Origin of the sequence: Rhizobium sp. NZLR8, assembly GCF_019685025.1 — a bacterium.
In the GTDB taxonomy this organism is placed as follows: Bacteria; Pseudomonadota; Alphaproteobacteria; order Rhizobiales; family Rhizobiaceae; genus Rhizobium.
Genome location: NZ_JABDVY010000013.1, coordinates 78,221 through 92,551, shown reverse-complemented (window position 1 = coordinate 92,551; position 14,331 = coordinate 78,221). Strand labels below are relative to the sequence as shown.

The 14,331-nt window shown below is 62.2% G+C and carries 15 protein-coding genes and 1 pseudogene; 10 read left to right on the top strand and 6 right to left on the bottom strand.

The window, feature by feature from the left end:
• Positions 1-7 precede the first annotated feature (7 nt).
• From HJB89_RS24795 to HJB89_RS24765, 7 genes are all read left to right on the top strand, one after another.
• On the top strand, positions 8-1,219 hold the full coding sequence (locus HJB89_RS24795; protein ID WP_221150633.1) for a diaminopropionate ammonia-lyase: 1,212 nt from the start codon (positions 8-10) through the stop codon (positions 1,217-1,219).
• Positions 1,216-2,463, top strand: a complete 1,248-nt coding sequence (locus tag HJB89_RS24790; protein ID WP_221116903.1) for a Zn-dependent hydrolase — start codon at positions 1,216-1,218, stop codon at positions 2,461-2,463. Before HJB89_RS24795 ends, HJB89_RS24790 begins: the two co-directional genes overlap by 4 nt.
• Positions 2,460-3,620, top strand: a complete 1,161-nt coding sequence (locus HJB89_RS24785; RefSeq protein WP_221150632.1) for a M20 aminoacylase family protein — start codon at positions 2,460-2,462, stop codon at positions 3,618-3,620. Before HJB89_RS24790 ends, HJB89_RS24785 begins: the two co-directional genes overlap by 4 nt.
• 194 nt (positions 3,621-3,814) lie before the next feature.
• Entirely contained in the window at positions 3,815-4,240 is a 426-nt protein-coding gene (locus HJB89_RS24780; protein WP_207583234.1) for a hypothetical protein, read from the top strand.
• Between the two features lie 330 nt (positions 4,241-4,570).
• Positions 4,571-6,751, top strand: a complete 2,181-nt coding sequence (locus HJB89_RS24775; RefSeq protein ID WP_207583233.1) for a methyl-accepting chemotaxis protein — start codon at positions 4,571-4,573, stop codon at positions 6,749-6,751.
• Between the two features lie 159 nt (positions 6,752-6,910).
• Positions 6,911-7,219, top strand: coding sequence for a Dabb family protein (locus tag HJB89_RS24770; RefSeq protein WP_207583232.1), 309 nt, complete (start codon positions 6,911-6,913; stop codon positions 7,217-7,219).
• Positions 7,220-7,373: 154 nt separating this feature from the next.
• Positions 7,374-7,958: a cation transporter gene (locus tag HJB89_RS24765; protein WP_207583231.1), complete on the top strand. Its 585-nt coding sequence runs from the start codon at positions 7,374-7,376 to the stop codon at positions 7,956-7,958.
• Between the two features lie 12 nt (positions 7,959-7,970).
• Here the strand turns inward: HJB89_RS24765 and HJB89_RS24760 are convergent, their stop codons facing one another.
• The 4 genes and pseudogenes from HJB89_RS24760 to HJB89_RS33385 all read right to left on the bottom strand — a co-directional run bounded on the left by HJB89_RS24760 (position 7,971) and on the right by HJB89_RS33385 (position 10,630).
• Entirely contained in the window at positions 7,971-8,870 is a 900-nt protein-coding gene (locus tag HJB89_RS24760; RefSeq protein ID WP_207583230.1) for a metal ABC transporter solute-binding protein, Zn/Mn family, read from the bottom strand.
• Between the two features lie 17 nt (positions 8,871-8,887).
• Positions 8,888-9,759: pseudogene (locus HJB89_RS24755) on the bottom strand (metal ABC transporter permease).
• Positions 9,756-10,505: a metal ABC transporter ATP-binding protein gene (locus tag HJB89_RS24750; RefSeq protein ID WP_221116897.1), complete on the bottom strand. Its 750-nt coding sequence runs from the start codon at positions 10,503-10,505 to the stop codon at positions 9,756-9,758. The pseudogene HJB89_RS24755 and the gene HJB89_RS24750 overlap by 4 nt, the downstream one beginning before the upstream one ends.
• Complete coding sequence (locus HJB89_RS33385; protein ID WP_259669774.1) at positions 10,502-10,630, bottom strand: hypothetical protein; 129 nt, start codon at positions 10,628-10,630, stop codon at positions 10,502-10,504. Before HJB89_RS33385 ends, HJB89_RS24750 begins: the two co-directional genes overlap by 4 nt.
• 509 nt (positions 10,631-11,139) lie before the next feature.
• Between HJB89_RS33385 and HJB89_RS24745 the strand changes: the two genes are divergently transcribed.
• Positions 11,140-11,349: a hypothetical protein gene (locus tag HJB89_RS24745; protein WP_221132246.1), complete on the top strand. Its 210-nt coding sequence runs from the start codon at positions 11,140-11,142 to the stop codon at positions 11,347-11,349.
• A gap of 396 nt (positions 11,350-11,745) precedes the next feature.
• Here the strand turns inward: HJB89_RS24745 and HJB89_RS24740 are convergent, their stop codons facing one another.
• Together HJB89_RS24740 and HJB89_RS24735 are read right to left on the bottom strand one after the other, a co-directional pair.
• On the bottom strand, positions 11,746-12,231 hold the full coding sequence (locus HJB89_RS24740; protein ID WP_221132247.1) for a peroxiredoxin: 486 nt from the start codon (positions 12,229-12,231) through the stop codon (positions 11,746-11,748).
• A gap of 156 nt (positions 12,232-12,387) precedes the next feature.
• Positions 12,388-13,227, bottom strand: a complete 840-nt coding sequence (locus HJB89_RS24735; RefSeq protein WP_221132248.1) for a protein-disulfide reductase DsbD domain-containing protein — start codon at positions 13,225-13,227, stop codon at positions 12,388-12,390.
• A 139-nt stretch (positions 13,228-13,366) separates the two neighbouring features.
• On the opposite strand from HJB89_RS24735, the gene HJB89_RS24730 reads away from it, so the two are divergent.
• A complete protein-coding gene (locus HJB89_RS24730; protein ID WP_207583225.1) occupies positions 13,367-13,972 on the top strand; it encodes a YqgE/AlgH family protein in 606 nt (201 codons plus the stop codon).
• A gap of 100 nt (positions 13,973-14,072) precedes the next feature.
• A complete protein-coding gene (locus HJB89_RS24725; RefSeq protein ID WP_007632797.1) occupies positions 14,073-14,264 on the top strand; it encodes a CsbD family protein in 192 nt (63 codons plus the stop codon).
• Positions 14,265-14,331 lie beyond the last annotated feature (67 nt).

The window sequence follows — 14,331 nt, the reverse complement described above, 5'->3', positions numbered from 1 at the left end:
GGCGCGCATGTTTCTGCTGAACACCAATTCCGACTACCGTCAGCCGCTCGACCCGCGAGACGCCGAAACCCTCGGCATGGATGCCGCAAACGCCGTCGAGAGCCACCTGACATTCCGGGAAAATCATGCGGAAACGCCCCTCGTTGCTCTGCCGGCACTGGCGGCCGAGATTGGTGTCGGCTCGATCCACATCAAGGACGAAGGCCACCGCCTCGGCCTCGGAAGTTTCAAGGCGCTTGGCGGCGCTTATGCGGTGATCCGGCTCGTCCTCGAGGAAGCGGCAAACAGGCTCGGCCGCGCCGTCGATGTCTCGGAATTGCATTCTTCTCATGTTCGAGAGGTCGCCGAGGCGATGACGGTGGCCTGCGCCACCGACGGCAATCACGGCCGGTCGGTGGCGCAGGGTGCACAGCTGGTGGGAGCCCGGGCGGCGATTTTCGTGCACGCCGGTGTCAGCGACGAACGCGTCGCCGCCATCGCCCGCTTCGGCGCCGAGATGAACCGTGTGGACGGAACCTATGATGATTCCGTCCGCGAAGCGGCGCGCATTGCCGAGGAGAAGGGGTGGACGATCGTGTCGGACACCTCATGGGCGGGTTATGAGCGCATTCCCGGGCTGGTGATGCAGGGCTACACCGCCCTTGTCCGGGAAGCGCTGAGAGCAACGCCGCAGCCGCCCACCCATGTCTTCATTCAGGCAGGCGTCGGCGGGATCGCTGCCGCCGTGGCCGGCCACATGGCCATCGCCTTCGGCGACAAACGCCCGACCTTCACAGTCGTCGATCCCGCCCGCGCCGCCTGCCTGTTCGAAACGGCGCGGGCGGGACATTTGGTGACCGTTGCCCATGGCGAGCCGACGGTTATGGCGATGCTCGAATGTTACGAACCTTCGCTCGTCGCCTGGCGTATTCTCTCTCGGGTCGCGGACGCGTTCATGACCGTGGACGAAGACGAGGCGATCTCGGTGATGAAGCGGCTCGCCGATCCGGCTGGCAACGATCCCGCGATGGTCGCCGGCGAAAGTGGCGGGGTGGGGCTTGCCGGGCTGATCCGCGCGGTCAGCGATCCCGCAATCAAACAAGCCCTGTCTCTCGACGGCCATTCCCGTATCTTCCTGGTGAACACCGAAGGCGCGACCGATCCCGGCAAATATGAAGAGATCGTCGGCCTATCCCCGGCGGTGGTCGCCGCTAAAGGCAAGATCGGAGCTTCAGCATGAGCCATCGTTCGATCGATCCCGCGCGCCTGCTCGGACGCATCGCCACGCTCGGCACGATCGGCCGCGATGCGGAGGGAAGGCTTGTTCGATTGGCGGCGTCCGATAGCGAAAAGCTTGGGCGCGATCAGGTTGTCTCCTGGCTCGATGAGGCCGGGCTGGAGGTTACAGTCGACCACATCGGCAACATCTTCGGCGTCTGGAATGCCGCGGGCGTCGACGGCGAAAAGCCAATCATGATCGGCTCCCACATCGACACGGTGATCAATGCGGGCATCTATGATGGATGTTATGGCGTGCTGGCCGGCCTCGAGGTGATCCAGACCCTCAAAAGCCAAGGGTTTGAACCGTCGCGCCCCATCGTTGTTGCCGCGTTCACCAATGAGGAAGGGGTGCGTTATGCACCCGACATGATGGGTTCGTTGGTCTATTCCGGCGGCCTCGATGTCACGGCGGCGCTGAAGACGGTGGGCACGGATGGCACGGTGCTCGGCGATGAACTCGCGCGGATCGGCTATGCCGGCACCCATGCGCCCGGCTTCATGATGCCGAATGCCTATGTCGAACTGCATATCGAGCAGGGTCCGGTTCTCGAGAGGGAGGGCATATCGGTCGGCGCGGTCCAGGACCTGCAGGGCATTTCCTGGCAGAGGGTGACCATCGACGGCGATGCCAATCATGCCGGCACGACACCGATCTCGATGCGCCGGGACGCCGGATACGCGGCTGCCCGCATCATCACCTTTCTGCGGGACCGCGCAAAGGCATCGAACACCCCAACTGTCGCGACCGTCGGCTGCATCGCCTTCGAACCGAACGCCATCAATGTCATTCCTTCACGCGCGACGTTCACGGTCGATCTGCGTGATCCGGACGAAGACCGACTGAAAGAAGAGGAAAACGCGCTCGCCGCATTCCTCGATCTGCTTTCCTCAGACGAAAAGGTTGGCGTATCCGTCGAGCGGCTGGCACGATTCGAGCCGGTCAAGTTCGATCGAGCGATCGTTCAACGGATTGAGGTTGCCGCCGGGGATCGCGGCCTGGCGTGCAGGCGCATGACATCGGGTGCCGGCCATGACGCCCAGATGATTGCGCGCATCGCGCCAAGCGCGATGATCTTCGTGCCCAGCCGCGGCGGGATCAGTCATAATCCGAAGGAGTTCACATCAGACACGGACCTTGTCGCGGGAGCGAATATCCTCCTCGACGTCGTTTGCGGACTTGCAACAGGGGAACGGCCGAAATGAGCGTCGACAGCCAGATGCTGCAACGGGAAATGACCGCCTGGAGGCGCGACCTTCACAGCCATCCCGAATTCGGCTTCGAGGAGAAGCGGACGGCGGCCTTCGTCGCGCGGAAATTGCGGGAATTCGGGCTCGACGAGGTGGTCGAAGGTGTTGGCGGCACAGGGGTTGTCGGAACGCTCAGGCGTGGCGGCGGCAATCGTTCCATCGCGCTGCGCGCCGATATGGATGCCCTCAGGATCACCGAACAGGGCGATCGGTCCTATCGATCGCAGGCCGCCGGCGTGATGCACGCCTGCGTCCATGACGGCCATACGGCAATGCTGCTTGGCGCCGCCAGGATGCTGTCGGAGGAAGGCCATTTCGACGGCACGGTCCGGTTCATCTTTCAGCCTGCCGAGGAGTGGGGCAAAGGCGCCTTGGCGATGCTCGGCGATGGCCTGATGACGCGCTTTCCCTTCGACGAAATCTACGGCCTGCACAACATGCCGGGTCTTCCGGTCGGCGTTTTCGAGACCCGCGCCGGCGCGATCATGTCGGCTGAGGATAATTTCGAGATTGTCCTCAAGGGCGTCGGCGGACACGCCGCGCGTCCGCACTCAGGCAACGAAGTCCTGGTCGCCGCCTGCGCACTGGTGACGAACCTCCAGACGATCGTTTCCCGTCGGCTCGATCCGACCGATATCGGCGTCGTCTCGGTGACCGAACTTCTGACCGACGGCACCCGCAACGCTCTGCCCGGGCTGGCGCGCATCCTCGGCGATGCCCGCAGCTTCCGCCCCGAGGTCAGCGCGCTGGTCGAGAAGCAGATGCGCCTGATCGCAGAGGGGACGGCGCTTGCCCACAATGTTTCGGCCGAGGTGAATTACACCAGAGAATTCGTCCCGCTGCTCAATGATGCCGTCCTTGTGGAGGAAGCCTTTGCCGCAGCCAGCAGTGTCTTCCCCACGGAAAATATCAATGCCCGGCGCGAGCCGATGACCGGATCGGAAGACTTCGCGCGCTTCCTCGACCATGTCCCCGGCTGCTTCGTCTTCCTGGGCAATGGCGAAGACTCCGCGCCGCTTCACAATCCGAATTACGATTTCAACGACGATGGACTGATCCATGGGGCCAAATTCCACACGAGCATCGTGCGTCGGCGCCTGAACGCAAACTGACATCCGATCCGATCGGGCGCGGCCTGCACCGAGCCTCGAAACCGAAGACATCTGAGGCGCGCGGGGACCTCGCCGCCCGTTTTCGGATGCATCGCGTTACGGGAATAGACGAAGGCGTCTACAACCCCCTCCGACAGACCATTGACCAACGGTCTGCGATGTGCGCCTCTCAGTGCTTGCACAAGGAAAATCCCATGCTCAAATTTCTGCTCACCCTGTCCTTGGGTGTTTTTTGCGTCGCGCCGCTTCAGGCCGGCGAACTCACTCCCGCCACCAAAAGCTGCCTGTCGGGGGAAAAACAAGGGCATTGCGAGCGCTGGGTCAAGGATTTCAAGACAGCCACGGAACTGGCGCATAAAGGCGATCACGGCGCACAGGTAACCGTCGCCTTCTGCCTGTCCACCGGATGCCATGGCGCCGTCACCATCGACAAGGTCGCTTCCTGCAGCTGGCACCTCGTCATCGCCAATTCGGGTGCCGCGACAGTGCTCGATGGTTCCAACCTCAGGAACACCTGCCGGCCGATGACGCCGGCTGAGAAAGACCAGGCCCGCGCCTTGTCCCGCGATCTGGTCCAGAAGATCTATAAGCGCCCGATGGTCACGACCGATCAGATGTAGTCTTCATCTCGCCGATTTTGATTGAATTTCCTAGCCCTTAAACTTTTATTCACAGCCTGCTGATCTTGTACTGACCGCAATGATGATCGTCATCGCAGCCGGCAATGTTGCCGCTCCCGATGACGATCCGCACGGCGCGCGGTGATGTTTCCGCTTGCATCTTCGGGATGAACCCGCCGAAATTTTCAATTCGCCTGGTTTCGAAGACAGAGACGCGTGCTCACCCGCACGCATGCGTGGCTCGCCTATCCCTCATTCAGCGCCGCCAGCCTTCCTCGATGACCTCGCGCCCGAAGCAGATTTCATCAGCCGACATGAAGGGCTTTTTAGATGATCAGAACCGTTTCAGCGAAACTCATCCTTGCGACCGGCACTGCGATCGCCGGCGTCCTGATCGCTTACACCGCCTTCAATGCGGTGAGTGTGAAGACCAATACCGAGCGGGAGGTCATGGCGCTGGCGACCGAGCAGGCGGCCGTGGTCAGCCAACAGGTGGCAACCAATATCACCGAGGCCACCTCGGCCGGTACGGCTCTGGCCGCAAGCCTCTCCGGTTTCGTCGACGGCGGATCGAAAAGCCGGGCCGACATCGTTGCGATGATCAAGGCCGTGGCTCCGCAATATCCGAGCGTGTTCGGCGCCTGGATGTGCGAATTGATCGACGGTCCCCACCCGACAACCGGCACGGAGGCCTTGAACAAGGAAGGTATTTTCACGCCGTATTGGACCAAGGGCGATGACGGCAAGATGGAATTCTCGACATGGAGCATCAAGCCTGAGGACGAATATTACAGCGCGCCGCTGAAGAGCGGAAAGGCGATCATCACCTCTCCCTATCTGACCAACATGAATAAGCTCGTCACCTCGGTTTCGGTGCCGATGCAAGTGAACGGGACTGTCGTTGGCCTTGCCGGCGTCGATATCAAGCTCGATGATCTCACAGCCGCCTTGACGCAGATGCACCCCTTCGATGGCGGGCGGGTCATGCTGCTTGCCAATGACGGCAAGTGGCTCGCCCATCCCGACAAAGACAATCTGATGAAGGACTACGCCGATGCCGGCGCAGATGACGTCAAGCAGGCGCTGGCCGACGGCAAGATGCGGGTGATATCTGGTTTGCCTGATGGCGCCGTCCGCCTGGTCTATCCGTTTACCGCCCGCGGAATGAACACCACCTGGGCGGCGGTCCTGGATGTGCCGGCCGCAACCTTCTCGGCGCCGGTTTGGCAACAGATCTACAATACGGTCATTGGCGGACTTCTTATTCTGGCCGTGATGCTCGGCGTCATCCTGACGGCGAGCCGCACCCTGATCGGCAAGCCGCTGAAGGGGATTCTGAGCGCCGTCCAGAAGATGGCGGGCGGGAATTATCGCGAGCAGATCGACCATAATGGCAGCGCCGACGAGCTTGGAAGCCTGAAGAGCGCGCTCGAAAAATTCCGCCATCAACTCGCCCGCGGCGAGGCGCTCAAGGACGAGCAGGAGACGCTTCAGGCGCAGGTCGAAACCGACCGCAAACGCCAGGGCGACCTCGAGCAGGCCAAGGCCGAGGATCTGCACCATTTCGTCGAAGTCGTGCAGAGCCGGTTCGGCCTTCTGGCTTCGGGCGATCTGACCGTCAGGATGAACGACAAGGTGGCGCCGGAATTCGAGACGATCCGGGCGAACTTCAATACGTCGGTTTCCGCATTGGAAGACACCATCCGCAACGTCGTCCACGCCGTTTACACCATCCGCTCAGGCCTCGGCGAGATTTCGACGGCGTCGAACGATCTTGCGCGGCGCACGGAACAGCAGGCCGCCTCACTGGAGGAAACGGTCGCGGCACTCGGTGAAGTCACCCGCGGCGTCAACGACACGTCCGAAGGGGCAAACAGCGCGCAGCAAACGATGAAGCTTGCCCGCGCCGATGCCGAAAAGGGCGGCGAAGTCGTTGCCCGTGCGATCGAGGCGATGACCGAAATCCAGGGCTCCTCCGGCAAGATCGGCAATATCATCCGGGTGATCGACGAAATCGCCTTCCAGACCAACCTGCTGGCGCTCAATGCCGGCGTCGAGGCAGCGCGGGCCGGTGAAGCCGGCAAGGGCTTTGCCGTCGTCGCCCAGGAGGTCAGGGAACTGGCGCAACGCTCCGCCCAGGCGGCAAAGGAAATCAGCGGGCTGATCTCGATGTCGTCGTCGCAGGTTCAGACCGGCGTCAACCTGGTCGAAGAAACCGGTGTGGCGCTCTCCAAGATCGTCGATCGCGTTGTCGGCATGAGCGATACGGTCAATGAAATCGCCACCAGCGCGCAGGCGCAGGCAATCAGCCTGCGGGAAGTTTCCGCCGCCGCCGATCTGATGGACAAGGTTACCCAGCAGAACGCCGCCATGGTCGAAGAGACGACGGCCGCAGCACAGGGGCTTGCGCAGGAAACGGAGAACCTGGCAGCGGTCGTCGGCCGCTTCGGCCTCGGCGGCGCAGTTTCGCGCGCCAGCCAGTCGCCAGCAGCGATGAAGCTGGCGAGCTGATCAATGCATGTCATCAGGACGTGTGCAGCGGTTCCGAGACACCGACCTGCATAAACAAAAGAGCCAGCTTCACGCCGCAACGCCGGCGTGGAAATAATCTCATTGCCCTCCCGGCTTTCGCGGCTATTCTGCCGGCACAGAAAATCGGGAGGAGCACTGATGATCCTGCACTGCGTATTCCTGCGGCTGAAGACCGCGGTGACGAGCGACGACAAGCAGTCGCTGTTTGCGGCGATCGCCGCCCTCAAGCAGGTTATTCCCGGCATCCTTGATATCAAATACGGGCCGAACGTTTCGCCCGAGGGGCTGCACGGCGGCTTCGTCGACGGTTTTGCCGTGACCTTTGAGAGTGCTGAGGCTCGCGACGCCTATCTCATCCATCCCGAGCATGCGACCGTTGGCGAGCGTATCGTCTCTTCGACGGATGGAGGCCTTGCCGGCATCCTGGTCTTCGACCTCAATCTGTAAGAGCCGCAAGCGGTCTACGCGAAAACGGGATCGGCCCGAGCGGCCCTCCCCTTGTGCTGCAAGGACATGCTGCACTTAGGCTTGCAGCAGTGTCTCGCAGCCGCGAGCAAACAGCGCCGTCCTCGGCTGATTTATGGAAAAGACTGATACGGATATGCAAAGTTCCGCCCTTCGCCGCGCCGTCACGATCGTCGCGCTCGCGAACCTCGCCTATTTCGGAATCGAGTTCACGGTCGCCCTTTCGATCGGGTCTGTCTCGCTTTTCGCAGACTCGGTCGATTTCCTCGAAGATGCCTCGGTCAATCTGTTGATCCTGATGGCGCTCGGCTGGTCGATGCGGTCGCGAGCCCGCGTCGGCATGGCGCTCGCCGCAATTCTGCTCGCACCGGCGATCGCCACGATCTGGACCGCTTGGCAGAAGTTCACCGTGCCTGTTGCGCCCGAGGCCTTTGCGTTATCCCTGACTGGCCTCGGCGCCCTCGTCGTCAATCTGGGCTGCGCCTTGCTGCTCGCCCGCTTTCGTCATCACGGCGGAAGCCTGACGAAGGCGGCCTTCCTGTCCGCCCGCAACGACGCGGTCGCGAATATCGCCATCGTCGGTGCGGGATTGATCACCGCGTTTTTCTGGACGTCGGCGTGGCCCGACCTGATCGTCGGGATCGGCATCGCAATCATGAATGTCGATGCGGCGCGCGAGGTGTGGACTGCGGCCCGTGACGAGCACCGGGCCGCAGCCTGACTGTGCGCCAGCTCAGCTCGATTTCGCCATGGCGGCGGCGAGCTGGTCGACATTGTAGCGGAACATCTTCTCGTAGGTCGGCGCCGGTCCCTTGGCGTCGGACAGCGATTCGACATAGAGCTCGCCGCCGGGCTCGGCACCGGTTGCCTTGGCGACCTGCTTGACCAGGCGCGGATCGTTGGAATTCTCGAAGAAATAGGCCTTCACGTGCTCGCCCTTGATCTGCTCGATCAGTTTGGCGACGTCGGCGGCCGATGCCTCGCTTTCGGTGGAAAGGCCGAGGGGCGCGAGGAAGCTGACATTATACTCGCGGCCGAAATAACCGAAGGCGTCATGGCTGGTCAGCACCTTGCGGCGATCGTCGGCTACCTTGTCGAATTTCGCGTGGGCGTAGGTGTTCAATTCGTCCAGCCTCTTTGTATACGTCTCGGCATTGGCCTTGAACGCCGCGGCATCGGCGGGGTCGGCAGATGACAGCGCCCTCTCGATATTGGCGACCCAGATCTTGACGTTGACCGGGCTGTTCCAGACATGCGGATCGGTGATCTTTTCGCCGTCCTCATCCATGGTGCGGGTGTCGATGCCTTCGGAGACGGTGACCGGCTTGCCCTTGTAGCCCGAGGCGGTGATCAGCCGGTCCATCCAGCCTTCCAGCCCTTCGCCGCTGACGAAGGTCACTTGAGCCGCGTTCAAATTCTTGGCGTCGGCCGGCGACGGCTCGAATTCATGGGGATCGCCGTTCGGCCCAACGAGGCTCTTCACGTCAACATGGTCGCCGCCCACCTCCCTGACGACATCGGCAAGCACGGTGAAGGAGGCAACCACCTTCAGCGTTTCGGCGGAGGCCGGCATGGCCGACAGCGCCATCAGAGCGGGGATTGCTGCGGAGAGAAGCAGTCTGTGCGATGTCATCGAGGTCTCCTTGGGAATCAGCCCTTCAGATGCGGGCGGGAAAGAAGCGCCTGGCGAGGCCCGAGGGCGCGAAAAAGATCGAAAAGGCGTAGAGGATCGCCGCCGTCATGATGATCGTCGGGCCGGAGGCGAGTTCGAGATGGTAGGAGGCGATCAGGCCGAGATAGCCGGAGGCGGCGGCACTTGAAGCAGCGATCGCCATCATCACGGCTAAGCTGCGCGACCAGAGCTGGGCGACCGCCGCCGGCAGCATCATCAGGCCGACCGCCATCAATGTGCCGAGCGCCTGGAAGCTGGCGACGAGGTTCAAGACCACCATCAGCAGAAAGAGGACGTGATAGACCGGGCCACGCCCGCCGACGGCGCGCAGGAAGCCGGGATCGAAACATTCGGCCACCAGCGGCCGGTAGATGACCGCGAGGATGACGAGGGTCAGCGAGGTGATCGCGCCGATCAGATAAAGGGCCGGAGCATCGATCGCCAGAATGGTGCCGAAGAGCACATGCAGCAGATCGATATTCGAACCGCGCAGCGAGACGATCAGCACGCCGAGCGCCAGCGACGCGAGATAGAAGCTGGCAAAGCTCGCATCCTCCTGCAGCACGGTCATCCGGCTGACGGCGCCGGAAAGCAGCGCCACCGACAGGCCGGCGACAAGGCCGCCGAGGCCCATCGCCGTCAGCGACAGCGAGCCGGCGACGAGGTAACCGATCGCCGCCCCCGGCAGCACGGCATGGCTCATGGCATCGCCCATCAGGCTCATGCGCCTGAGCATCAGGAAGACGCCGATCGGCCCGGAGCCGAGTCCGAGGCAAAGGCAGGCGACCAGCGCCCGGCGCATGAAACCGAAATCGGCACACGGCGCGAAGAAGAGATCGTAAGCCGTCATGCCGCCGGCGCCTGTTCAGGGCCGCAAGCCTCGGCATCCTCATCCCAGCGCTCGGCCATGGCGCGGGCCTTCAGCAGATTGACTGAAGACATGACCTCGGCGGTCGGGCCCCAGCCGACAAGCTCGCGGGCAAGCAGCAGGGTCTCGGGAAAATGCGCGCGCACGAGCTCGAAATCATGCAGCACGGCAATCACCGTGCGGCCCTCGCCATGCCAGCGGGTGACGATATCGATCAGGTCCCTGGTGGTGCGGGCATCGATTGCCGTAAACGGCTCGTCGAGCAGGATGATGCCGGCATCCTGCAGCAGCAGGCGGGCAAACAGCACACGCTGGAATTGGCCGGCCGACAACGATCCGACATGACGTTTTCCAAAACCTTCGAGGCCGACGGCAGATAGCGCCTCGCCTGCCCTCTTCACCTCGGCCGCAGCAATTCGACCGAAGGCTCCTGCCGTCTTCCAGGCGCCGAGCATGACGGTGTCGATGACCGAGATCGGAAAACGCCGGTCGATCTCGGCCGCCTGCGGGAGATAACCGAACTCCGCTCGCCCCAGCCGGTGCTCGACCCTGCCTTCGGCCGGGCGAAGCTCACCCATAATCGCCTTCAACAACGTCGACTTGCCCGCCCCATTCGGCCCGGCAATCGCCGTCAGGCTGCCCGGCGCAAAGGCGCCGGAGACATGGTGGATGGCGGGATGCCGGTTATAGGCGACCGTCAGATTGTCGAGACGGATCGCCGGCGTCATGGCAGCAGAACCGCCCAATGAATGGCCAGCCAAAGGGCGGCAACGACCAGCGAGATGCCGATCACCCTGGATAGAGCCGACTGTCCCAGCAGGCTAACGAAGGGGCGGTCGGGACTCGGGGGCATGGTTCATCCTACAAATGTAATAACATTACTGTTATGTTATAACGATTGCGGCGAGATTGAGGCGCGGCTTCGTCGCGAAGTTGTTATTGCGGGATAGCGAGGTGCGGCCATTTGACAGCCAAGTGCGTCAGGCCAGACTTGCTCCATGATCAGGCCGGAGTGGAGGCTGAACCTGTCGAAGCAGCGTCGGCCAGCAGCGACATTGTGCTCGAGGCCAAGCCCGAGCCTGCCGGACGTTAGCGAGGGCGACCGACGAGAAGCACAATGGGCGTGCATCCGGCCAAACGCCGCGGTCCTAGCTCCAAAAGCCACCCCACCCTCCGTCCTCTTCGGGCTTGACCCGAGGATCCACTCTGCTCTCGATCGGCACCGGGCGTGGATCCCAGGCTCGGAGGCCTGGGATGAAGGAGATTGGGAGCGTGGTTCTGCCAAACTCGCCGTTGGCGTGCGCTGCACTCAGGATGCCGAAACATCATTGATGAATTTCAACGAAGTTGTAGTGTCTGGCCATGACAAGCGCCATATTCTTTGCCGCAGCAGGCGTGACGTTCGTTATTGTGCTCTGGCTGATGTTTCCAGCCATCACGAGCCGTCGCGACCCGATGAAAATGACTCCCGGCGAACACGGCTGGTATGCAAAGCGGGTTTTTCCGCTGATGCTGCTGTTTGGCGCGTTTGCCACTATCGGAAGCCTGGCTGGGCAATGGGGATGGCCCTGAGAGCCGCCGAAACCCGCTCGCACTTTTCTGCATCACACCTCAGGACTGCCCAAACAATTGGAAAAGGCCGACTGAACGGCCGCGCCTTCATCTGTTGATGCGCGCAGGCGCAGCGCTCCAGCTTAGATGTCGCACCCAATACCGAGCGTTCGGTTCCTCTGGTTGATCACAATGCAACTTGTCCCCACACGTCGCTGCCCTTGCTCCAAAAGCCGCCCCACCCTCCGTCGTCCTCGGGCTTGACCCAGGGCTTGACCCGAGGATCCACTTTGTCCTCGATCAGCGCCGGGCGTGGATCCCAGGCTCAAGGCCTGGGATGACAGAGGGTTGGGGGCCAATAGGCCAAACTCAGTGCGTCGATTTCCAGGTATTAAGTGGCAGATACCCATCGAAAGCTCAGAGCAATTCCAGCATCGCGGCTGCACCCGAGACCGTGGCCTGGCCGGGGCTTTCCTCGATGTTGAGGGCTTTGACCACGCCGTCTTCCAGCAGCATCGAATAACGCTTGGAGCGAAGGCCGAGGCCGCCGGCGGAGAGGTCGGCGTCGAGGCCGACGGCCTTGGTGAAGCCGGCGTCCCAATCGGCGAGGAAGTGGATCTTGCCCATGCCGCCGGAGGATTGCGCCCAGGCGCCCATCACATGCCAGTCGTTGACAGAGACAACGGCGATGTCGTCGACGCCTTTGCCAAGGATGGTGTCGCGGTTTTCGAGATAACCCGGCAGGTGGTTCAGCGAGCAAGTGGGCGTGAAGGCGCCCGGCACGGCAAACAGCACGACGCGCTTACCGGAAAAGAGCTGGTCCGTGGTGATTTCGACCGGGCCGTCAGCGGTCTTTTCCTTGAAGGTGGCGGCAGGAAGCTTGTCGCCGATCGCGATGGTCATGGTTTTCTCCTTGAATTCCGGCTTTTGGGGGCCGGCTTGTTGGGGTTCTGGCTTGGCGGGTTCTGGCTTGGCGGCGGCGGGCACCGCAGAGGGATTGTCGGCGACTATAAGATCCGCTCCTTCAAAGGCAAGGCCGAGCATTCAAAGGCAAGCCCGTCACTCAAAAGGAACGGTCGTCTCCATTGCCCTTTCGCCATCGATCACCAGTACGCCCCAGCGCTTGCCTGATATGTCGTAATCCTTCGGCAGCTTGCCGATGGCGACATCGGTCTTGAAGGCAGCGCCGTCGCGTTTGCCGCCGATCTGCTTGGTGAAGGCATAGCCGCTCGGCCCGGTGACGATGATATCGGGCGCGCCCTTGCCCTCGGCCGGCAAGGCCAGCGTCAGCGACAGCGTCTTCCGGTCAGCCGCCATCGCATGCGCCGTCACATCGAAATCGGCCGATGGCGGCTTCGGCAGGCTTGCATCGGCCGCCGCAAGGATCGCCTCCTCTTGGCGGTGCGACTGGATGGCAGGGCCAAGCTTCAGCTGAAAATTCGCCTGGAAGGGAATGCAGATATCTTTGCAGATGCCGATGAAGGCCAAGGCGTCGATCTCGACTTCGCCTTTGCCTGCCGCTTTCAGCGACAGCGGCAGCGTTACCGGCGCGTCATAGCCGATATCCTCGACCGCGCCGTTGAAGAAATGCTTCGGAACGGGATAGCCGATGGCATCGAGCGTCACGCCGCTGCCCGCCGCCATGCTGAACTGAGGCGGAATGCCGGTGTTTCCGGGCTCTTTCCAATAGGTGATCCAACCGGCTTTCGGCTCGATCTGCAGAGCGGCGCGGATTTTGCCGGCGGCATCGGGCGCCAGTGCGACGAGGCGCATGCGGCCGCCTTCGTTCTCCGCCCAGGCGCTCATTTCCGCGTGGGCCGAACAATGGGCGGCGAGGGCTGCGCCCATTGAGACGACCGTAATTAAAAGCCGGCGCGGGACCGAGGAAATAATCATCATGGAACAAAGGTTTATCGAAAGTGCTGTTTGGCCGCCAGAAGTCGCGGCGATTTAAATCTTCATTTTTGGTTGATTGATGTGTGACATTGGCCCATGTTTCTCTTGTCAAGCCTCGGTGCGGTTGGCAGCAGGAGGAACGATGTCCTTATCGACGCTGAAGAACAGACGGGAACGTGGCTTCTTCGATGGCCAGTTCCTCATCGCCATGCCCGGCATCGAAGACCGCAATTTTGCGCGCACGGTGATCTATATCTGCGCTCATTCGGATGCCGGCGCCATGGGCTTCGTCATCAACCGCCCGCAGAACCTCACCTTCACCGATGTGCTGCTGCATCTCGATATGATCAAGCAGGAAGATTCGATCGTGCTGCCGAAGCGAGCGCGCGACTTCCCGATCCAGACCGGCGGCCCGGTGGAAAGCGGCCGCGGCTTCGTGCTGCATTCGGACGATTACTCCAGCGACTCCTCGATCCCCGTCAGCGACGACATCTGCCTGACGGCGACGCTCGACATCGTGCGCGCCATCTCCAAGGGCGATGGGCCGACGCGCGCGACGATGCTGCTCGGCTATTCCTCCTGGTCGGCCGGCCAGCTGGAAAACGAGGTCGTCAACAATGGCTGGCTCACCTGCGCGGCCAATGAGGAACTGATCTTCGACCGCAGCCTCGACGACAAATACGAGCGGGCGCTCGCCGGCATGGGCGTTACCGCTGCCATGCTTTCGGCCGAAGCCGGGCATGCCTGAGCCGACTGGCCTGAATGTGGCGGGAACGAATAGTTGCGATTGACGTTTCACTTCGGCAAACACGGGCAAGAGGCCCGTGCTGACGAAGGAGACATCACCTATGGGTAGCACCAGCGACAAGATTTCCGGCAAGGCAAACGAAATTGCCGGCAAGACCAAACAGGCCGTCGGCAAGGCCACGGATGATCGCGAAATGCAGGCCAAGGGCACCGTTCAGGAAGCCAAAGGCAAGGGACAGGTCGCAACCGGCAAGGTCAAGGACAAGCTCAAGGGCGCCGTCGACCGGCTCTGAGCCGCAAGCTCATCCGTCATGAACCATGCCTGCTGCGCCCCTCGCGCGGCAGGCATTTTTAATCCAC